This window comes from Photobacterium iliopiscarium (genome assembly GCF_003026395.1).
GTDB classification, from domain to species: domain Bacteria; phylum Pseudomonadota; class Gammaproteobacteria; order Enterobacterales; family Vibrionaceae; genus Photobacterium; species Photobacterium iliopiscarium.
Genome location: NZ_PYOO01000009.1, coordinates 28,698 through 49,745, shown reverse-complemented (window position 1 = coordinate 49,745; position 21,048 = coordinate 28,698). Strand labels below are relative to the sequence as shown.

Below are 21,048 nucleotides of genomic sequence, written 5' to 3'. Positions count from 1 at the left end.
GGCTTATGCCTCACGACCATCAGGGACAAACACGTACCCTAAACCCCATACTGTTTGAATATAACGAGGACGACTAGGATCCTCTTCAACCATGCGACGCAGACGTGAAATCTGCACATCAATTGAACGTTCCATTGCTGAATATTCACGACCACGGGCCATATTCATTAATTTATCACGAGACATGGGCTCGCGCGCATTAGTCACTAATGCTTTTAATACCGCAAACTCACCGGATGTCAGCGGCATTGGCGCATCACCACGGAACATTTCACGCGTACCAAGATTAAGACGGAATTCACCAAACTCAATCACTTTACTTAAAACACTAGGTGCACCTGGTGCTTCAATGGTTTGACGACGTAATACGGCACGAATACGCGCTAATAATTCACGCGGATTAAACGGTTTTGGCAAATAATCATCAGCACCTACTTCAAGCCCAACAATACGATCAACTTCATCGCCTTTTGCCGTTAGCATCAAAATAGGTAGCGTATTATTAGCACTACGTAAACGACGACAAATAGATAAGCCATCTTCACCGGGTAACATTAAATCCAATACCATCAAGTGAAAAGTTTCACGTGCAAGTAAACGATCCATTTGTTCGCCATTTGCAACACTGCGTACCTGAAATCCTTGCTCAGAAAGATAACGTTCAAGTAATGCACGTAAACGCATGTCGTCATCGACCACTAATATTTTATAATTTTCCTGCATTTTTCACCTTCATCGATCACGATACGTAGTGTTACTAAGTGTACGCAAGTCGTAATAACTAACGTTTAATTTAACTGTGAACATTTACTGCCAAATAATAATTGAATGGAAATACCCACGCCAAAAACAGCAACAATCATTATCCTCACAGCCAACATTTATTATAGGGTAGCAATAACCACTAACACACAATAATTACTGCATAATAACAATTATAACATGCTAATTATTATCATGATTGTGTTATTAACCTGATCATAACCGTTAACAATCACCCTTTTGATATGCCTTTATAGCATGGCGATTCAACTCTGAACACAACTTTACCTAAGAGATTAATTTATGACGTAAACAAGATCACATTTCACTGATTCGCGCCCCGTTAACAATCCATTCCTTCAGCGAATTGACGACAATTCAATGGTCACATTTTATCGTGCTATTGCTTTCTATTTTACGCTAGCGATGATAGAACAATGCCAAACTATCGTGCGAGAATAATGATGAGAACCAATTTAATCACCCGTGAAGGTTTTACTAAATTAGAACAAGAATTAGATTATTTATGGCGTGAGGATCGCCCTGAAGTGACTAAAAAAGTGACTTGGGCTGCTAGCTTAGGTGATCGCAGCGAAAATGCGGATTATCAATATAATAAGAAACGATTACGTGAAATTGATCGCCGAGTACGCTTTTTACGAAAACGTTTAGAAGCCGTTAGCGTTATTGATTACTCCCCTCAACAAGACGGCAAAGTCTTCTTTGGTGCATGGGTCGAAATTGAAAATGAGGCGGGTGAACAAAAAACCTTTCGCATTGTCGGCCCTGATGAGATTTATGGCCGTAACGATTACATCTCCATCGACTCACCAATGGCACGCGCGTTATTGAGCAAACAAGTTGACGATGACACGATAGTAACAACGCCACAAGGTAAAAAAACCTGGTTTATTAATCGTATTCGTTACCATGATTAAATCACATCAAAACCAACTGCCAACCCGCTATTATTAGTAACACAACAACAAAAATGACTCGCTTTATGCCGTCTGACACACTCTTCACCGCGGTTGACTTGCCAGATCAAGATTCAGCCGTAGAATGGAAGCTTAACGATCAACAAGAGATATCAACGGATGAGCAACGCTATCAACCAACAGATCGCCACCGAACTGAATGTACGCACCGAACAAGTCAATGCGGCAGTCACCCTACTTGATGATGGTAATACGGTGCCGTTTATTGCCCGTTACCGTAAAGAAGTCACTGGCGAACTGGATGACACCCAACTACGTAATTTAGAATCACGTTTAGGCTACTTACGTGAACTCGATAGCCGCCGTCAGGTCATATTAAAATCCATTACAGAGCAAGGCAAATTAACGTCATCACTCGCAGCTGAAATTAATGATGCAGACAGTAAAACTCGCCTTGAAGATCTCTACCTGCCTTATAAACAAAAACGCCGCACCAAAGGTCAAATCGCAATTGAAGCGGGCATTGCTCCCCTTGCTGAATTGTTATGGAGCCAACCGCAGCATTCACCAGAAACAACCGCAGAGCAATACCTAAATCCAGAGCAAGGCTTTGCTGATAGTAAAGCGGTGTTAGATGGTGCCCGTGCAATCTTGATGGAACAATTTGCTGAAGATGCGGCACTACTTGAAAAAATCCGTCGCCAACTAAATACTTATGCCGAACTTACTTCACGTATCATTGATGGTAAGGAACATGACGGCGCTAAATTTAAAGATTACTTTAATTATAATGAGCCAATTAAAAACATTCCGTCCCACCGTGCGCTAGCATTATTCCGTGGTCGTAATGAAGGTTTCTTACAGCTATCACTCAATGCTGATCCCAATAAAGACGAAGCGGTTCGTAGCTCATATTGTGAAATCATTATTGCTGAACATTATAAGGTTACCCTTGGATCGCAAGCTGCCGATGCATGGCGTAAACAAGTGATCAGCTGGACATGGCGCATTAAGATTTTAATGCACATGGAAACCGAGCTCATGAGCATTTTGCGTGAAAAAGCCGAAGATGGTGCAATTCAAGTTTTTGCAGATAATCTGCATGATTTATTAATGGCAGCGCCCGCTGGTCCACGAGTAACGCTAGCACTTGATCCCGGTTTACGTACGGGTAGTAAGATTGCTGTCGTCGATGAAACAGGTAAAGTGTTAGATACTGCGACCATTTACCCTCATCAGCCGCATAATAAAATCACTGAATCAGCCAAAGTAGTTGTCGCGCTGATTAACAAGCATAACGTTAACTTAATTGCGATTGGTAATGGTACTGCTTCACGTGAAACAGATGCATTTGTCGCGAAGCTTATTAAAGATAATCAGCTAAAAGTACAAAGTGTGATGGTCAGTGAAGCGGGTGCGTCGGTTTACTCAGCATCAGAATTGGCGGCAAAAGAATTTCCTAATATGGATGTGTCTATTCGCGGTGCAGTATCAATTGGTCGTCGTCTACAAGACCCATTGGCAGAGCTAGTTAAAATCGATCCTAAATCAATCGGTGTTGGCCAATACCAACATGATGTTAGCCAAAGCATGCTTGCGAAACGTTTGGACGTCGTCGTTGAAGACTGTGTAAACGCTGTTGGTGTTGACGTAAATACTGCGTCTGCTGCATTGCTGACACGTGTTGCAGGTTTAAATGCCACGATTGCCCAGAACATTGTTAATTACCGAGATGAAAATGGTCGCTTTGATGCGCGAACCGCCCTTAAAAAAGTCGCTCGTTTAGGGCCAAAGGCGTTTGAACAATGTGCCGGATTCTTACGGATCATGAACGGTAAAAATCCACTTGATGGCTCAGCAGTTCACCCTGAATCTTATGCCGTGGTTAAAACCATCTCGGTAGCCAATAACAAGCCCGTTGACGCGATTATTGGTAACAGTGACTTTTTGCGTAACCTTAAAGCCATTGATTATACCGATGTCCATTTCGGTTTACCGACAGTAACAGACATCATTAGTGAGCTTGATAAACCCGGTCGCGATCCGCGCCCTGAGTTCACCACCGCTACCTTTGCTGATGGTATTAATGAAGTAAAAGACTTGATACCAGGAATGGTATTAGAAGGCGTGATCACTAACGTAACTAACTTTGGTGCTTTCGTGGATGTCGGTGTGCACCAAGATGGTTTAATCCATATCTCTGCCCTGTCTGATAAATTCATTTCAGATCCACGAGAAGTGGTTAAAGCCGGTGATGTGGTTAAAGTTAAAGTGATGGAAGTGGATATTCAACGTAAACGTATTGCGATGAGTATGCGTTTAAGTGATGAGCCAGGACAGGAAAAACCTACTCGTCAATCAACGCCAGCACCTCGCCAGCAACCATCTCATCAACAGCCACGTCAAACCAACACATCTGCACCACAAAAGAATACCCCACCAATGGGTAACGCTTTTGCCGCCGCATTTGCCAATGCTAAGAAAAAATAATAACCACTGATGTAATGATTACACCCTAACAGCCAGACATTTGTTCTGGCTGTTGCTTTAGATAACGCTAAGATACTGCGTGGGTGGATTAGGTAATGTTGCTTGAGCGTAATGATGACTCACCACACCTTTAGTACGTTCACTAGCACTGATTAACGCTAATTGTTGTAATAGCTCTCGTGGCAGTTCAATGTGCATCGAATAACCTAATGGCTGATCTGGTGTCACATAATTCCCCAATGAAAGAACCGCCACTAGCTGTGCTAACTGCTGCTGATAACCTTTAAAAGTCGTCGCTTGTGGTTGTGCATAATCAGGATGTTCACTCGGATCCCAACTCGGCTTATTACGTTGTTTCTCTTCTGCACTAAGGGCATTTTCAGCAGCTGCCGCCCCACTTTCAACAATCGGTACAATCTTTTCACGCACACGGTTATCCCGCGCAACTTGATCCGTTAATGGATTAATAGTCGTCGCTAATACTGGTGTTGTTGATTGTAATGGCGCAATCACCATAGTAGATAATCCATTGTCACTATGCTCGAAATACAGTTATATCATCTTAGTCATAATATCGACCGTTCACGTTAATTATTTACCTATACCTACCGTTATAAATTTCATTGTCTGACGTAAAGCACTAAAACTGATCAATCCATGAATGTCTTTATTACCGTAATAAATTCATCCAAATGAGACATAAACGGCGCATGAGAAGCATCAGTAAAAATATAACGCTGTGATTGCGGATATTGCGCGCTTAATACGGGTTCAGTTTTAATCGGCACTAACGCATCTAAACGACCATATAACCGCAACCATGGTTGTGATAACGCAGTTAGCGATTGGCGTAAATCAACGGTTTCTAATAATTCTAACCCTAGCGTTAAAGCTGCTAATTGCGGTTGCGGTCGAGATAACACCGCCGCTTTTAATTGGCGAATATCTTCTTTAGCGGTTCGACTCCCCAAAGCCTGTAAAACTAAAAACCGTTCAATGGTGAGCGCGAAATCAGTCACTAATTGGGTTTGAAAATTAGCCAATACGCGCGGTTGAATACCCGTCCAATCAGTTCGAGACATAAAGCATGGCGAACTTGCAACTGTGATTAATTGTGTTACTCGTTGTGGCGCAGTCAATGCCACTTGGCTGGCAATAATGCCGCCTAATGACCACCCTAACCAAACCGCTTTAACGGGTGCTTGAGCTAATAACTGCACAACAATGTCATTTAATGATGTTGCAACAACCGTCGCATTATCACCATAGCCCGGAAGATCGCACCAATGAACACAATAATGCGGGCTAAGTTGTCGGATCACATCTTGCCATACACCAACATTCATTCCCCATCCATGAATGAGAACCAGATCAGGTCCTTGCCCTGCACGATGCCACTTAAACTGTAATGTCACTTATACTTCCTTTCATCAACGACGAATGAGTGAGAATGATGCCAAACAGAGTGCCATCATGGCGAGATAATTTATACCATCAATTATTATTTCAACACTGTTCCTTATGCCAACTCCCCCTCACTCCAACCGAACGTTATTGGTGTCACCATTGTATATCTCAGTTTCCATCAACACCTTATTGCCAACATTGTGGCACCACAACCCTAATTACAGTGTCTCATTGTGGTCACTGCCTAACTAAGCCCCCACTCTGGCACCGCCTTTACCGTTTAGGGGAATTTAGACCACCATTACAACAACTGGTACACCAACTAAAATTTGGCGGAAAGTTTTGGTTAGCACGCCCATTAGCACAACAACTCGCTCATCAAATAACGCAACCAGCACAACTACTCTTACCCGTTCCTTTACACTGGCGTCGTTATTGCTGGCGCGGGTTTAATCAAAGTCATCAATTAGCATTAGCCCTTGGCGCGATTTTAAATACTCGCGTTAATCATCATGCTTTTCAACGTCTACGTCACACTCCCCCACAACAACTACTGACCAAAACCCAACGTCGCAACAACGTACGATACGCTTTTCGATTACGGCCGATAGCATTACCTGAGCATGTCGCTATTGTTGATGATGTCGTCACTACTGGCGCAACAGTGCATCAATTAACTCAATTGCTTACTCGACAAGGTGTTAAACAAGTAGATATTTATACGTTATGTCATACTGAACAATCAGTTAGTTAATATTGCACAAAAAAGACGCGCATTAATTAATAAAACGTGGTCAAATAAAAAATGTCGCTTTAGAGATGCGACAATGACTCACAAAGAGTAGAATAAATAAAACTTACTAAATCAGTCAGGTATTACATCGTGTCTATGATCACTATTACTGAAAACGCTCAGCAGCACTTTAGCAAGCTTCTTGCTCAGCAGCCTGAGGGTACTAATATCCGTGTTTTTGTTGTAAACCCAGGCACTCAAAGTGCTGAATGTGGCGTATCCTACTGCCCACAAGATGCGGTTGAAGCAAGTGATACGGAAATGAAACTTGAGCTATTCTCTGCTTTTATTGACGAATTAAGCCTTGCCTTCCTTGATGACGCTGAAATCGATTTTGTCACAGATAAAATGGGTTCACAGCTAACATTAAAAGCGCCAAACGCTAAAGTGCGTAAAGTCGCTGATGATGCATCATTGATTGAACGTGTTGATTACATTCTACAGACTCAAATCAACCCGCAACTTGCTGGCCATGGTGGTAATGTATCATTGGCAGAAATCACTGAAGATGGCGTAGCTATTCTACAGTTTGGTGGTGGTTGTAATGGTTGTTCAATGGTAGATGTCACATTAAAAGAAGGCATCGAGAAAGAGCTATTGGCACAATTTGAAGGTGAATTAACAGGCGCTCGAGATATTACCGATCACGCCCGTGGCGATCACTCTTATTACTAATCGTTGTAAGCCACAATATCAACAAACAGCAAAAAGCCGCATCAATAATGCGGCTTTTTTATTAACCTATTTTAGGACGAAGCATTAAGCATCAATCAAGTAAGGTAATCGTTACGGTACGTTTACCCCATTTACGCGCTGCTTTTATATTGTTGCCCATATAGATATCAATCTTATTGCGCCAACGACGATGCATCTTATCAAGCACAACATAATCGCCAGTCAAGCCTTGAATTTTAATTCGAGACCCCTTTTTAAGTCCTTTTCTAAGTAAATCCCGTGATATAGCAACAGCTTTCATTCCTGGTTTTAAACGTACACCCCAAGCTGTGAGACTGGGATGATGATTAGTTTGTGCACGTACAGAATTATAAGCACTTGCGGTAACACGTAATGTTTTTACTGAATGAGCATAGCTCTGAAAGCTAAAAAGCAGTGAAAATAATAGAATAAAATAAGTCGACTTTTTCATTGTCTACAACGCCTTGAGAATCAAAGCTGCGTATTAAACCAAAAATAGTCAATCAAGAATACGTTTACCTATCAACACCAACAATAAAAAATACTAATAATAAAACGTATTATGCCCTAATAACGGTGATAGTTACTCGCCGTTTGCCCCAATTTTTTGCAGCCCTAACATTTTTACCCATATAGATATCAATTTTACGACTCCAACGGTGATGCATTTTATCTAACACCACATATTCGCCGGGTAAGCCTGAAATCTTCACTTTAGAACCACGCTTCAAACCCATTTTAAGTAAATCACGAGAAACCGCGATGGCTTTCATTCCCGGTTTTAAACGATCGCCCCAAGCCGCAATACTAGGGCTAGAATCTGTTTGAGCCGATACTGAATTATATGCTGTTGCTGTAACATTTAATTTTTTTAAACTACTGGCATAGCTATGAACACTGAAGGTTAAACTCAGTACCAGTAATAAATAACCTATAAATTTAGTTGTCATTCGCACCACCTGGATAAGAAGTGAACGCATTTAAACAAATCACAATCATGATTGAAAGCCTTTTGTGTACAAAAAACCATCAATATTATTCTATATAAGGATAACGTCTTGTTTATTAAGCATGCGGTAAGAATATATTTTTTCGCCACAAAGAAATGAAGATCACCGCTAATATCAGCCCTCGTAATGCCATAAAACCAATCATTGCCGCCCATAGTGCATGATTACCATAACTGCTCATGGACCACCAAATAGCAAAAAAACCACACGTAGCTAAGAACATACTATTACGCATATCTTTGCCGCGAGTAGCACCAATAAATACCCCATCCAATAAAAAACACCACATCGCCACTAAAGGCACTGCCGTTAACCAAGGTAAATATTGATCAGCTTGTTGTTGTACCGCGGGAATATCAGAAACAATTCCAATAATCTGGGTACCAAAGAATACAAAAATAACGGTTAATACTAATGATATTAACAAACTCCAAAATGTCGTCCCAACTAAATAGCGCTCAAGTTGACCTTTATTTCCGGCACCAACAGCTTTGCCCACTAATGCCTCCATCGCATAAGCAAAACCATCCATTGCGTAAGAGACTAACATTAAGAAACTCATTAATACCGCATTCGCTGCCACCACATTATCGCCTAAGTGTGCCCCTTGAAAGGTCATGAAGGTAAAGGTGGCTTGTAAACATAAACTACGTAAAAAGATATCGCGATTGAGTTTGAGTAACCGTCCCATACCATGACGTACACTGGCCAATTTTTGTTTTAACGGTGGTAAACCTAACCGTAACCATTGTTGAGCTACAAACCATAATCCCAATATCATGCCACTATAGTCGGCAATCACTGACGCGGCAGCCGCACCTTGTACCTTCCAACCCAGCCCAAGCACAAATGCTAAATCTAGTGCGATATTGACGACGTTAGTCACAATTAACAACCACATCGGTAGTTTTGCATTCTGCATTCCGAGCAACCAGCCCATGATCACAAAATTAGCGAGAGCAGCTGGCGCGCCCCAAATACGAATTGAAAAATATTGCGCGGCATACAATTTGACTTCACTGCCGGCGCTACTAAAGTGAAAAATAAATTGGCTTACGGGTTGATGTAACGCCACCAGCACCGCACCAAATAGCCACGCCAACGCCATGCCTTGAACAAAAATCACAGCTTGTGCGTCTTTATCTGCACTGCCTTGTGCTTGTGCCGTAATACCCGTGGTTGCCATCCGTAAAAAGCCAAGCAACCAAAACGTCACATTAATCATGGTGCCGCCAACTGCCACACCACCTAAATACCATGATTGATCAAGATGGCCGATAACCGCAGCATCGACTAATCCAAGTAAGGGGACGGTAATATTAGATAGCACCATAGGCAGTGCTAACGCGAAAACTTGATAATGCAGTGATTTATCTTTTAATGCAGCCAGCACACTTATCCCTTATTCAATATCGAAATAAGGAGCCAGTGTACCTATTTGAACAGAGTGACAACAGTCGGATCCTTGTAACAACAGAGCAACTGCTCACATTACTAATATTCCACTCCCCAACCTAACCACCAATGATCGACCAATAACACCACAAACAATGTTAATAAATGCCAAATCGAATAGTTAAATGTTGCCCATGCATGTCCTTCGCTATCAAAAAATTTCAGCTTTAAGGCATAACCAACAAACCCTAAATTCAATACACAACTACCGATAAGATAGACCAGACCACTCATGCTGGTTAACCATGGTAAGAGCCCCACCGCAAACAATAATAAGGTATAAAACAGCACCATCGTTTTAGTGTATTCAATACCATGCGTCACTGGCAGCATTGGAATACCAGCTTTAGCGTAATCATCACGCCGATGAATGGCTAACGCCCAAAAATGGGGAGGAGTCCATACAAACACTAACATCACTAATAACAACGCATGAGGACTCACACTTCCTGTCACAGCAGTCCACCCCAACAATGGTGGCGCGGCTCCAGCTAAACCGCCAATCACAATATTCTGAGGGGTTGCATGCTTTAACCACACGGTATAAACCACCGCATACCCCACTAAACTTGCCATTGTTAGCCATGCAGTTAGCGGATTAAGCTGCCACAATAAAAGAAAGCCTGACACCATTAATACACATCCAAACAGCACCGCTTTTGAGGTCGCTATCCGTCCTTTTGCTAAGGGTCGATGATAAGTACGTGCCATCTGAGCATCAAAACGACGATCAAGCACATGATTAAACACAGCAGCGGCGGCTGATTGCAAACCGATTCCTGCTAACCCTAAGACCACAACATTTATTGTTGGTACAGTGGGCACAGCAAGACACATTCCCACTAAAGCGGTAAGCAGTAACATCGCCACCACTTTAGGCTTAGTCATGGTGAGATAATCTCGCCACACTGCTGTCGTGACGGTTGATGAACTTAAACGATCAAGCCATTGTGATTTATCCATGAGATTGCTCCTCCCTTAACGATTGCTCTACGCTGAGTGCTGGTTGGGAACAACGTCTTACACGATAGCTAACTGTTACCATAGCCACTAATAACCCCAACCCAGTAATGTTATGCCCGACTGCAACAGCAACAGGCAAACTGGCAACAACATTGGTCACTCCAAATGCAATTTGCAGCGTCAGCAATAACACCAAAACCAAGCAATAACGTCGTAATGTGAGCTGTAACCAGCATAACCACGCCATCGCTAACACCACCACCGTCGTTACTATCGCACCAAGACGATGTACCACATGAATTGACACTCGTTGCCCATAATCAAGCACCCCGTATTGATAACTCTCATGCTGTGGCTGTACTAATAAAAAGGCTTTACTATCAAACAACTGTTGCCAATTAGCTTCACAAATAGGTAATTGAGTACACACCAAAGCAGCATAATTAGCCGCGGTCCAGCCCCCTAATGCTATTTGGCAAACCACCACCATTACACTGATAATGGCCGCTATTCGCAGCCGAGAGACTGTTTTTGATTCAATATGATCCCTCTTCGTTACAGACGAGGATAACTGTAACCGTAATAACCACAGCAAGCAGACAATGGTAAAGCCCCCTAATAAATGCGCCATTACCACCACCGGCATGAGTACCAAGGTCACCGTCCACATACCTAATACGGCTTGAAAGGTAACCATTAATAACAACAACAATGGTAATAACTTAGGTAGGGATGATTGTCGCCATGCCATAAGATTGATAGCTAAAATAAACACACCTAAGCTACCGGCAATATAACGATGTAGCATTTCATTCCAGGCTTTTTGAGGTTCAAGTGGCGTTTGAGGAAAGAATTCAGCGGCAGTTTGTTGTTCAAGTGCCGTTTGAGGCACAGTTAAAAAACCGTAGCAACCCGGCCAATCAGGACAACCAAGACCCGCTTCTGTTAGACGAGTAAACGCACCTAATGCCACCACGGCTAGCGACAATACAAAACTAAAACTGACTAAATAAAAGAAGTATCGATCATTCTTGTTGGTGAGAATCATTTGTTATCCTCCATAATAACAGCAATGACTTAGCCAATTTTTGAGACTTTTAATAATCTTTTTAAATCACGTAATACATCTTTGCCTTGCATTAAAATAGCGTCTTCGCCAGCAACTAAGGGGTAAGCCATCAACATATTACCGTGAGGATCTGCAATATAAATCGAGGTTAAACCATATTCTAATTGGATTAACTGTTGACGTAATGACCCACTCACTTGGCGCAGTTCTAACCCTTGTAATAATGCGTTTGAGGAGGTCGGTTGATCCGCAACAAGGACAACACTTTGTAACCGAACGCTATCAGCACCCGCAGCTTGTGGTACTTGGCGTAAATTAAATAAAGCCCCTTGGCAACGCTCACCACACGTTGGCGGTAACCAATAAATCAATTGCCATGTTTGTGGTTTTGCAAACGCAGTAACGGTTACTGCGGGCTGTAATAATTGACCGCGATTAGTCACCCCACCTTGATACCATTGCTGTTGTAATATCAATTTCGCAATAATAATCGGTAATGCAAACACAACGGCAACCATTAACAATAAGTGATATTTATTCATACTTCGCGCTCCTTGCGTAGCCATAATAAAGAGATAACAACCACCGCAATCGCTAATAAAAACCACTGTATCGCATAACCATAATGTTTCTTAGGGCCCATCACGACAGGTTGCCATGTTTGAATAAGAGCCGTTGGACTTGAGGCTGATATTTGAATAACCCACGGTAATAATGGTTGTTGTAATTGCTGAGCTAATTTATCTAATTCAATATTTTGTACCCGTAGCGGCCATTGTTGCTGGATAGCGTCTGGCTTAAATTGTAATAGTTTTTGAGCCGGTGCAATCACACCATGAAGCACTGTCCGGCCATTAAATTGAGGCAATATCGGTAATATTTCACGGTATGGTGGCGCTGCAATCCAACCAACATTAACTAATATTCGTTGTTGCTGACTGATAAACGGTAAATAAAGGTGATACCCCGAACGGCCACGATAAAGTTGGTTATCCAATAAAATAGGATGTTGATTATCAAATTCCCCTTCCAGCGTCACGCTGTGCCATAACGGCTCAGCTGGCAGTTGTACTAAATCAACAATCATGCTGTGTTGGCGATCTCGAATTTGTGATTGCAGCTGTTTTTTTTCATCGGCACGGCTCAGCTGCCACCAGCTAAGTTTGAGCAGCAAACTTACCACTGCAATAGAAAAAAGAATAAAAGCAACAGTTCGCAGCATTACATCTCCTTGTTATCGCTAACCGTTAAAACCCGCTATGCTTAAATAACCACAAAGGAGCAAATTAAATGCTAATTAAATTGTTATTTATCATGTTGTTACTATTAATGGTAATTCACTTATTCTGTGCGTTACCAGCCATCATTAAAGGCCAATCATCACGCCCGTTATCGCATTATCTTGGGCGTCGATTACTGATTGCGGTGATGCTATTGGGACTGGTGGTTATTGCTTTACTGACTGGCGTTATTCAACCGAATCCAAGCCCCTATACACTCTAACTTATTGAGCGATTAATATTTATTTGATCATTAGCCGTTATAAAATATAAACAAACACAAACAAGCATAACCACACCACATCGACAAAGTGCCAATACCAAGCCCCTGCCTGAAAAGCAAAATGGTGTTGAGGGGTAAAATGGCCTTTTAACACTCGACACCACACGATAAATAACAAGATGGCACCGAGGGTGACATGCACGCCATGAAAGCCAGTAAGCATAAAGAAGGTATTGCCGTAGACACCACTTTCTAAACGTAGATTCAACTCATGATAAGCATGGATATATTCCACCGCTTGTAAGTAAACAAACACCCCACCAAGTAATACGGTGACCAATAAAAACAGGCTTAATCGACGCCGTTGATTATTTTCTAATGCAAGATGAGCAACATGGAGGGTTATTGATGAGGTAAGCAGAATAATAGTGTTATATAACGGTAATCCGATCGGCCCCATGGCTTGCGTTTCAGTGCCATCAGGAGTAACAACAAGCGGCCAATCTGCGACAAAATCAGGCCATAACACCATATTAGTCATCGCATTATTACTGGCGCCGCCTAACCAAGGGACAGCAATCATTCGTATATAAAATAACGCCCCAAAAAATGCGCCAAAGAACATCACTTCAGAAAAAATAAACCAACTCATGCCCTGTCGAAATGACCGATCCATCTGAGTACTATATAAACCGCCCATCGATTCGGTGATCACATCTCGAAACCAACCCGTTAGCATCAATAAAATTAACCCAACCCCAGTTAATAAAATCCATGGTCCTTGGCCTGCCAGTAAATCACCGACTGTCGCCCCTGCACCTAAGGCAATTAAAAATAATGCCACCGCACCTAAAATAGGCCAACCGCTAGCCGCAGGAACATAATATTCATCAGAGCTGGCTGCCGTTGATTGCTTAGGATCGTCATAAGAGTTCGACATTTTTCACCTCATTCTCTTGCTCATTGGATTGAGTAAGGGGTTGCACATCAGGGGTTACGTCATAAAGCGTATAGGCTAATGTCAGTACCTTAATATCACGCGGTAAATCAGGATCGACATAAAACACCAACGGCAACTCAGCTTGTTCTCCCGCCGCTAATGGCTGATGGTTAAAACAAAAACATTCAATTTTATTAAAATATTTTGCCGCAATTCCTGGCGTTACGGATGGCACAGCTTGTCCAATTGAAGCCTGTGAATTGAGGTTTTTAGCATCATATTTAATGATTTTCGTCTCCCCAGGGTGAACATCTACTTGGGTCACCTGTGGCGTAAATTGCCACTTCACATTCGGATTAATATAAGCAATAAATTCAACGGTTACGGTTCGACTACGATCAACATTATCGCTAACCTTGGTTGGTGTGGTCGCTGTTTTGCCATTAATTCCTGTAATATCGCAAAAGACGTCATATAACGGCACTAGCGCAAATGCAAATCCAAACATGGCTATTGCCGCAAACACCAAGGCAATCACGGAGCGTCTTGATTGCGGTTCCATATCAGCCTCCGCTAATCAATTTTAGGTGGCGTTGAAAAGGTATGATATGGCGCGGGAGAAGGTACCGTCCATTCTAGCCCTTCCGCCCCTTCCCACGGTTTTGATGCCGCTTTTTCTCCGCCTCGAATGCACTTCACCACCACCGCGACAAATAACAATTGTGATAAACCAAATAAAAACCCACCGATGCTGACCACCGCATTGATATCAGCAAACTGCAACGCATAATCAGGAATTCGCCGAGGCATTCCCGCTAATCCCAGAAAATGCATTGGGAAAAATAAAATATTGACTGAAATTAACGAACACCAAAAATGCCATTGAGCTAGACGTTCATTGAACATATGCCCGGTCCATTTAGGGAGCCAGTAATAAGCTGCCGCCATAATCGAAAAGATCGCGCCCGACACCAACACATAATGAAAATGTGCCACCACAAAATAAGTATCATGATATTGAAAATCAGCTGGCGTGATCGCTAACATCAGCCCAGAAAAACCACCGATGGTAAACAACACAATAAACGCAATCGCAAATAACATCGGTACTTCAAACGTTAGCGATCCACGCCACATGGTTGCCACCCAATTAAACACTTTCACCCCAGTCGGCACCGAAATCAGCATGGTGCAATACATAAAAAACAGCTCTGCCGCAACAGGCATACCCGTGGTAAACATATGATGCGCCCACACCAGAAAACTCAATCCAGCAATCGAAGCGGTGGCATACACCATTGAACTATAACCAAAGAGTTTTTTACGCGAAAATGCAGGGATAATTGCCGAAATAATACCGAAACTCGGCAAAATCATAATATAAACTTCAGGATGACCAAAAAACCAAAATATGTGCTGGAACATAACGGGATCGCCACCACCAGCAGCATCAAAAAAACTGGTACCAAAATATTTATCAGTTAAGACCATGGTTACCGCGCCCGCTAACACTGGCATTACCGCTATCAATAAAAAAGCGGTGATTAACCATGTCCACACAAACAACGGCATCTTCATATAAGTCATACCAGGAGCGCGCATATTGATAATGGTCACCACCACATTAATCGCCCCCATGATCGAACTGATGCCCATAATATGAATCGCAAACACAAACAATCCAGTACTGGCTGGGCTATAAGTCGTCGATAATGGCGCGTAAAATGTCCAGCCAAAATTAGGGCCGCCACCTTCCATAAATAGCGATGACAGCAACAGACTAAAGGCAAACGGTAGGATCCAAAAACTCCAATTATTCATTCGTGGTAGGGCCATATCTGGCGCACCAATCATTAATGGAATCATCCAATTAGCTAAACCTGTAAAAGCTGGCATTACGGCACCAAATACCATAATCAAACCATGAACAGTGGTCATTTGATTAAAAAAATTAGGTTCAACCAATTGTAATCCCGGCTGAAATAACTCAGCACGAATCACCATTGCCATCGCACCACCAATAAAAAACATTAATAAGCTAAACAATAAATAAAGCGTACCAATATCTTTATGATTAGTCGTAAATAACCACCGTTTCATTCCCTTTGGCGGATGATGTTCATGGTGATCACTGGTGGGTTGTTGATGCAATATATCCGTCATGCTGATAATTCCTTATCGCTACTGTCCGTTTTTAATTGCCTGAATATCAGCCGCTTGCACGGTTTCTCCGGTATTATTTCCCCAAGCATTACGCTCATAGGTAATCACGGCAGCTAATTCTTTAAGGCTTAATTGCGGGCCAAAAGCTTGCATGGCAGTACCTGTACTGCCAAGGACCACAATTTTGATATGCTCAATTCTTTGCTTGGGATCAATTGAAACCCCTTGGGCTGCTAACGCAGGAAAAGCCCCCGGAATCCCTTTACCATTAGCTTGATGACACATAGCGCAACGACTGATATAGGTTTTTTCACCAAGAGTCATTAATTCATCCATCGGCATAGTCATATCTAATAACTGTTGTTCTTGTTCTCGAGATTGGCGCTGACTGGCTTGAGTTTGTAGTAACCATTGATCGTATTCAGCTTGTGTTTTTGCAATCACCACAATCGGCATAAAGCCATGATCTTTACCGCATAACTCAGCACATTGACCACGGTAAATACCCGGTTTATCAATGCGGGTCCATGCTTCATTAATAAAACCAGGGTTAGCATCTTTTTTAACGGCGAACGCAGGTACCCACCAAGAATGGATAACATCTTGTGACGTCACTAAAAAACGGATTTTTTTATTAATCGGCACCACTAAAGGGTAATCAACTTCTAACAGATAATTAGCTCGTTTAGGTTGTTGATTATCAATTTGAGCAGCACTGGTGGCGAGGTGTGAATAAAACTCAACCTCTTGATCAAAATAGCGGTAATGCCATTTCCATTGCGAACCTGTCACTTGAATAGTGAGATCTGATTTTGAAGGATCTTCCATTGCCAGTAAGGTTTTTGTGGCAGGAATAGCCATCGCAATTAAGATAATAAAGGGAATTAATGTCCAAATAATTTCGACTTTGGTACTTTCATGAAAAGAGGCTGCAACAGCACCTTTAGATTTTCGATGATGGAAAATAGACCAAAACATGGCCCCAAACACCACCACACCGATAGCGATGCAGATATAAAGAATCGTCATATGTAAGCCAAACACATCTTGGCTTATTGCGGTAACACCCCGCGTCATATTGAGTTGCATTGTTTCACCCAACAATGGGGATGAAAATACAATTAATCCACAACTACCGATCAGTTTACGCATCATCGTTCTGACCTCCTTTGTCGGCAACACCTGACCTTACACAGCACATGCAGCGACAAATTTACCCACCCGCAGCAAAGCTAAAATAACATTCCTCTATGTTTAACTTAGGCACTAAACAGTAATAGCGCAAAAAAACGGCCATAAATAATTACTAACAAATCACTAGATAAGCTAATGATATTCGAGAAAAAATCATTACTCACTATTTTAAAAACAAAAAAAAGCGCAGCTTATGCGCTACGCTATTTGGTGTTTACTCAATCTGTCGTTAGCGGATCTTTACATCCAGTCAGCGGTACGAATCACGCCAACAGCAATACCTTCAATGGTCAGGCTTTGATGCTCTAAATTAACTTCGATGGGTGAAAACTCTTCATTTTCAGCATGAAGCAACACTTTAGCACCTTGTTTATCAAGTCGCTTAACGGTCACTTCATCATCAACTCGAGCAACAACCACTTGGCCATTGTGTACATCTTGAGTTTTATGCACAGCGAGTAAATCACCATCCATAATGCCGATATTTTTCATACTCATGCCATTAACACGTAGTAAGAAATCAGCGCGTGGTTTAAACAAGGTTGGATCCACCTCATAATGGGCTTCAACATGCTCTTGCGCCAAAATTGGCTCACCAGCAGCAACTCGGCCAATTAAAGGTAATCCTTTTTCATCAGCAGCATCGTCCGCAATTAATAAACGGATCCCTCGTGATGCACCGGGAATAATTTCTAATACACCTTTACGAGCTAAGGCTTTTAAATGTTCTTCTGCGGCATTAGCAGAGCGAAAACCAAGTTCACGCGCGATTTCTGCACGTGTTGGTGGCATTCCACAGTCATCAATTTTTGTTTTGATTAAATCAAAGACTTGTTGTTGTCGCGGCGTTAACGGCTTCATGAGTCACCTGTCTTTTTATACAGTTGCTGTGAGTATATCCAGTGTTCAAAGACAATAAAAGCCAATTGTTTACGAAAACAGCAATTTGAGTAGGAATTCAAAGCCATTCAATTACTTGGATTGAAAAAATATAATGCTATTATTTGTAGCAATAATTTCAACAGAATCAATCATCTTTCTTTAACTGGTCATGCCAGATCGATTTTTAATCCAAAAGTTGTTATAAAAATAAACCATGACTAAGTCAAAAAAGTGGTATTTTAACGTTTATTTACCGCATATATCCTGCATGAAAGCTGCATTTTTCTGCTATTGTGCGGCGCATTAAGATTCAGAGGCTAATTATATCTATGTCAAGCGGGCAGAAAATCTATCAACAATTATTAAAATTGCCACTTTCTTTGTTGGTAAAACCTCATTCGATTCCATCCGATCCAGTTGCTGACCTAGAACTCGATTTAGCACGCCCAATCGTCTATATATTGCCGTACCGTTCTAATACTGATCTATTAACTCTACGTAGCAGTGCACTCGCATCAGGCTTACCAGATCCATTATCACTATTAGAAATTAATGGTCAGTCGTTTCCACGCTTTGTTTGTGTTGCTGAAAACCCAAGTGTATTTGGTAATAAAACCGGTTTACCACAAGACTCAATTACACTTTTTTGTGACCTATTAGAGTTACATAAACAAGACAGTGAATTAAATGTTCAATTAATTCCTGCCTCTATTTTATGGGGTCGTGCACCGGGAAAAGAATCGAAAAACAAACCTATTTTACGCCCTCTCAATGGCCCTAAAAAAACCTGGGCGATTGTTGGTCATGGTCGCGATTGTTTAGTCCGTCTAAGTACACCTGTATCTCTACGTTATATGGCAGATAATCACGGTACTGATGATGCCATTGCACAGAAGTTAGCACGTGTAGCAAAAATTCACTTTTCGCGTCAATTATTGGCAACATCAGGTCCTCGTCTGCCGGATCGTAAACAACTTTTTAAACGTTTATTAGCATCGAAAGCCATTGATAAAGTGGTACAAGAAGAAGCATTAAGCCGTCAAGTTCCTGTAGAAAAAGTACGCCGTGAAGCGATTGCAATGATGGAAGAAATTGCCGCTAATTTTTCTTATCCATTGATCAAAAATGGTGAACGTTTCTTGGGTTGGTTGTGGAATAAGCTTTACCAAGGGCTTAACATCACTAATGCCCAGCGTATTCGTCGCCTAGCGCAAGATGGTCATGAAATTGTTTATGTCCCTTGCCACCGTAGTCATATGGATTACTTGTTACTGTCTTATGTACTGTACCAAGAAGGCTTAGTACCACCACATATCGCTGCGGGTATTAATCTTAACTTCTTCCCTGCTGGTCCTATTTTCCGCCGTGGTGGTGCATTCTTTATTCGTCGTAGTTTCAAAGGTGATCGCCTTTATTCGACGGTATTCAGAGAATATCTAGCGCAGTTATTTGCTAAAGGTTATTCGGTTGAGTATTTCAGTGAAGGCGGTCGTTCACGTACAGGACGCTTACTTCCAGCCAAAACGGGCATGTTATCAATGACCGTCCAAGCAATGTTACGCGGCCTAAATCGCCCAGTGACCTTGGTACCGGTTTATATTGGTTACGAACACGTAATGGAAGTGGGTACGTATGCCAAAGAGCTACAAGGTAAACGTAAAGAAAAAGAAAATGTCGGCCAAGTACTGCGTACTCTTCGTAAATTACGTAATTTTGGTAAAGGCTATGTCAACTTTGGTGAGCCGTTATCACTTAATCAATATCTAAATGATAACGTGCCTGACTGGCACCAAGACATCAACCCAATCGAACCGCAACGTCCAAGCTGGCTCTCTCCGGTAGTGAATGATTTAGCGGTTAAAATGATGACCCATATTAATGATGCCGCAGCGACTAATGCACTAACATTATGTGCACTAGCGCTATTATCATCACGACAACGAGCATTAAGTCGCAGTTCATTAGAACAACAAATTGATTGTTACCTTGAGCTACTGCGCAATGCGCCCTATTCAAACCATTGCACCACACCAAAAGACAATGCAACTCAATTGGTCGATCATGCAATTACTATGGACAAGTTCTTAGTCGAACGTGACGTATTAGGTGAAATCATCTCACTGGATCGTGAACAATCAATTTTAATGACCTACTACCGCAACAACATTATTCACTTGTTTGCGTTACCGTCATTAATTGCTCACATAGTCATACAACAACAATGTTTGACCCGTGCAGAGATCCATCAAAAAGTTGAGTTATTGTATCCGTTCTTAAAAGCTGAATTATTTTTACGCTTTGATGCCGAACAATTACCACTAGAAATTGATCGTTTAATTGCAGAATTAGTTCGTCAGCGATTATTGCTACTTGATGGTGACACTATTGCGATTAATAATCCGCGCATTGGTCCATTACAGCTCCTAGCACGCACCATTACTGAAACCTTACAGCGTTACGCCATCGCACTGACACTACTTAATGCTGAGCCCCAGTTACCTAAAACTGATCTAGAACAACATAGCCAAGTCCTTGCTCAACGTCTAAGTCGTTTACATGGTATCAATGCGCCCGAATTTTTCGATAAAGGGGTATTTAGTACCTTAGTGAAAACATTACGTAATGAAGGTTACCTCAATAATGAATGTCATGCTGTTACTCAACCGGTTGAGAAGCTGGCTGATTTATTAACATCATTAGTTTCTCCTGAAGTGAAATTAACCATTCAAGCCGTCATGCAGCCCGATGATGAACAGCCTAATGACTAAGTGTTAACCATAAAA

The 21,048-nt window shown here is 41.9% G+C and carries 21 protein-coding genes; 6 read left to right on the top strand and 15 right to left on the bottom strand.

From position 1 onward, the window contains the following. Positions 1 to 3 precede the first annotated feature (3 nt). Positions 4 to 723 carry an osmolarity response regulator transcription factor OmpR gene (ompR, locus tag C9J51_RS13425; protein WP_045035889.1) on the bottom strand — a complete coding sequence of 240 codons (720 nt, stop codon included), beginning with the start codon at positions 721 to 723 and terminating at the stop codon, positions 4 to 6. Between the two features lie 503 nt (positions 724 to 1,226). Here ompR and greB point away from each other — a divergent pair. Next, positions 1,227 to 1,700 carry a transcription elongation factor GreB gene (gene greB, locus C9J51_RS13420; RefSeq protein WP_045039702.1) on the top strand — a complete coding sequence of 158 codons (474 nt, stop codon included), beginning with the start codon at positions 1,227 to 1,229 and terminating at the stop codon, positions 1,698 to 1,700. A gap of 159 nt (positions 1,701 to 1,859) precedes the next feature. Continuing rightward, positions 1,860 to 4,190: a Tex family protein gene (locus C9J51_RS13415; RefSeq protein WP_045039701.1), complete on the top strand. Its 2,331-nt coding sequence runs from the start codon at positions 1,860 to 1,862 to the stop codon at positions 4,188 to 4,190. Positions 4,191 to 4,247: 57 nt separating this feature from the next. Here the strand turns inward: C9J51_RS13415 and C9J51_RS13410 are convergent, their stop codons facing one another. Together C9J51_RS13410 and bioH are read right to left on the bottom strand one after the other, a co-directional pair. Further along, positions 4,248 to 4,706 (bottom strand): hypothetical protein, encoded by a 459-nt coding sequence (locus C9J51_RS13410; RefSeq protein ID WP_045039700.1) that lies wholly within the window; start codon positions 4,704 to 4,706, stop codon positions 4,248 to 4,250. Positions 4,707 to 4,840: 134 nt separating this feature from the next. After that, the gene (gene bioH / locus C9J51_RS13405) at positions 4,841 to 5,605 is read right to left on the bottom strand and encodes a pimeloyl-ACP methyl ester esterase BioH (protein ID WP_045039699.1); all 765 of its coding nucleotides are present in this window, start codon (positions 5,603 to 5,605) and stop codon (positions 4,841 to 4,843) included. 35 nt (positions 5,606 to 5,640) lie between these two features. Between bioH and C9J51_RS13400 the strand changes: the two genes are divergently transcribed. Both C9J51_RS13400 and nfuA read left to right on the top strand, forming a co-directional pair. Further along, positions 5,641 to 6,351, top strand: a complete 711-nt coding sequence (locus C9J51_RS13400; protein ID WP_045039698.1) for a ComF family protein — start codon at positions 5,641 to 5,643, stop codon at positions 6,349 to 6,351. Between the two features lie 126 nt (positions 6,352 to 6,477). Next, positions 6,478 to 7,065, top strand: a complete 588-nt coding sequence (gene nfuA / locus C9J51_RS13395) for a Fe-S biogenesis protein NfuA (protein WP_045035883.1) — start codon at positions 6,478 to 6,480, stop codon at positions 7,063 to 7,065. Positions 7,066 to 7,156: 91 nt separating this feature from the next. Here the strand turns inward: nfuA and C9J51_RS13390 are convergent, their stop codons facing one another. The 7 genes from C9J51_RS13390 to C9J51_RS13360 all read right to left on the bottom strand — a co-directional run bounded on the left by C9J51_RS13390 (position 7,157) and on the right by C9J51_RS13360 (position 12,805). Further along, positions 7,157 to 7,537 carry a 3D domain-containing protein gene (locus C9J51_RS13390; RefSeq protein WP_045035882.1) on the bottom strand — a complete coding sequence of 127 codons (381 nt, stop codon included), beginning with the start codon at positions 7,535 to 7,537 and terminating at the stop codon, positions 7,157 to 7,159. A 109-nt stretch (positions 7,538 to 7,646) separates the two neighbouring features. Next, the gene (locus tag C9J51_RS13385) at positions 7,647 to 8,036 is read right to left on the bottom strand and encodes a 3D domain-containing protein (RefSeq protein WP_045035881.1); all 390 of its coding nucleotides are present in this window, start codon (positions 8,034 to 8,036) and stop codon (positions 7,647 to 7,649) included. 115 nt (positions 8,037 to 8,151) lie between these two features. Next, positions 8,152 to 9,489, bottom strand: coding sequence for an MATE family efflux transporter DinF (dinF, locus tag C9J51_RS13380; RefSeq protein WP_045035880.1), 1,338 nt, complete (start codon positions 9,487 to 9,489; stop codon positions 8,152 to 8,154). 101 nt (positions 9,490 to 9,590) lie between these two features. Next, complete coding sequence (gene cyoE, locus C9J51_RS13375; protein ID WP_107275213.1) at positions 9,591 to 10,514, bottom strand: heme o synthase; 924 nt, start codon at positions 10,512 to 10,514, stop codon at positions 9,591 to 9,593. Beyond that, positions 10,507 to 11,562, bottom strand: coding sequence for a COX15/CtaA family protein (locus C9J51_RS13370; RefSeq protein ID WP_045039697.1), 1,056 nt, complete (start codon positions 11,560 to 11,562; stop codon positions 10,507 to 10,509). The genes cyoE and C9J51_RS13370 overlap by 8 nt, the downstream gene beginning before the upstream one ends. Positions 11,563 to 11,591: 29 nt before the next feature. Next, positions 11,592 to 12,125 (bottom strand): hypothetical protein, encoded by a 534-nt coding sequence (locus tag C9J51_RS13365; protein ID WP_045035877.1) that lies wholly within the window; start codon positions 12,123 to 12,125, stop codon positions 11,592 to 11,594. Continuing rightward, positions 12,122 to 12,805, bottom strand: coding sequence for an SURF1 family protein (locus tag C9J51_RS13360; RefSeq protein WP_231579362.1), 684 nt, complete (start codon positions 12,803 to 12,805; stop codon positions 12,122 to 12,124). The genes C9J51_RS13365 and C9J51_RS13360 overlap by 4 nt, the downstream gene beginning before the upstream one ends. A gap of 68 nt (positions 12,806 to 12,873) precedes the next feature. Here C9J51_RS13360 and C9J51_RS13355 point away from each other — a divergent pair, with 68 nt between their 5' ends. Continuing rightward, positions 12,874 to 13,086: a DUF2909 family protein gene (locus C9J51_RS13355; protein WP_045039696.1), complete on the top strand. Its 213-nt coding sequence runs from the start codon at positions 12,874 to 12,876 to the stop codon at positions 13,084 to 13,086. Positions 13,087 to 13,123: 37 nt separating this feature from the next. On the opposite strand, the gene C9J51_RS13350 is transcribed toward C9J51_RS13355, so the two are convergent. The 5 genes from C9J51_RS13350 to lexA form a co-directional block, all read right to left on the bottom strand. Next, positions 13,124 to 14,026 (bottom strand): cytochrome c oxidase subunit 3, encoded by a 903-nt coding sequence (locus C9J51_RS13350; RefSeq protein ID WP_045035875.1) that lies wholly within the window; start codon positions 14,024 to 14,026, stop codon positions 13,124 to 13,126. Next, positions 14,010 to 14,588: a cytochrome c oxidase assembly protein gene (locus C9J51_RS13345; protein ID WP_045039695.1), complete on the bottom strand. Its 579-nt coding sequence runs from the start codon at positions 14,586 to 14,588 to the stop codon at positions 14,010 to 14,012. The genes C9J51_RS13350 and C9J51_RS13345 overlap by 17 nt, the downstream gene beginning before the upstream one ends. Before the next feature lie 11 nt (positions 14,589 to 14,599). Next, the gene (gene ctaD / locus C9J51_RS13340; protein WP_045039694.1) at positions 14,600 to 16,189 is read right to left on the bottom strand and encodes a cytochrome c oxidase subunit I; all 1,590 of its coding nucleotides are present in this window, start codon (positions 16,187 to 16,189) and stop codon (positions 14,600 to 14,602) included. A gap of 18 nt (positions 16,190 to 16,207) precedes the next feature. Beyond that, entirely contained in the window at positions 16,208 to 17,344 is a 1,137-nt protein-coding gene (gene coxB, locus C9J51_RS13335; RefSeq protein ID WP_045039693.1) for a cytochrome c oxidase subunit II, read from the bottom strand. 279 nt (positions 17,345 to 17,623) lie between these two features. Then, positions 17,624 to 18,244 (bottom strand): transcriptional repressor LexA, encoded by a 621-nt coding sequence (lexA, locus tag C9J51_RS13330; RefSeq protein ID WP_045035871.1) that lies wholly within the window; start codon positions 18,242 to 18,244, stop codon positions 17,624 to 17,626. 350 nt (positions 18,245 to 18,594) lie between these two features. Here lexA and plsB point away from each other — a divergent pair, with 350 nt between their 5' ends. Further along, entirely contained in the window at positions 18,595 to 21,033 is a 2,439-nt protein-coding gene (gene plsB / locus C9J51_RS13325; protein ID WP_045035870.1) for a glycerol-3-phosphate 1-O-acyltransferase PlsB, read from the top strand. Positions 21,034 to 21,048: the final 15 nt, after the last annotated feature.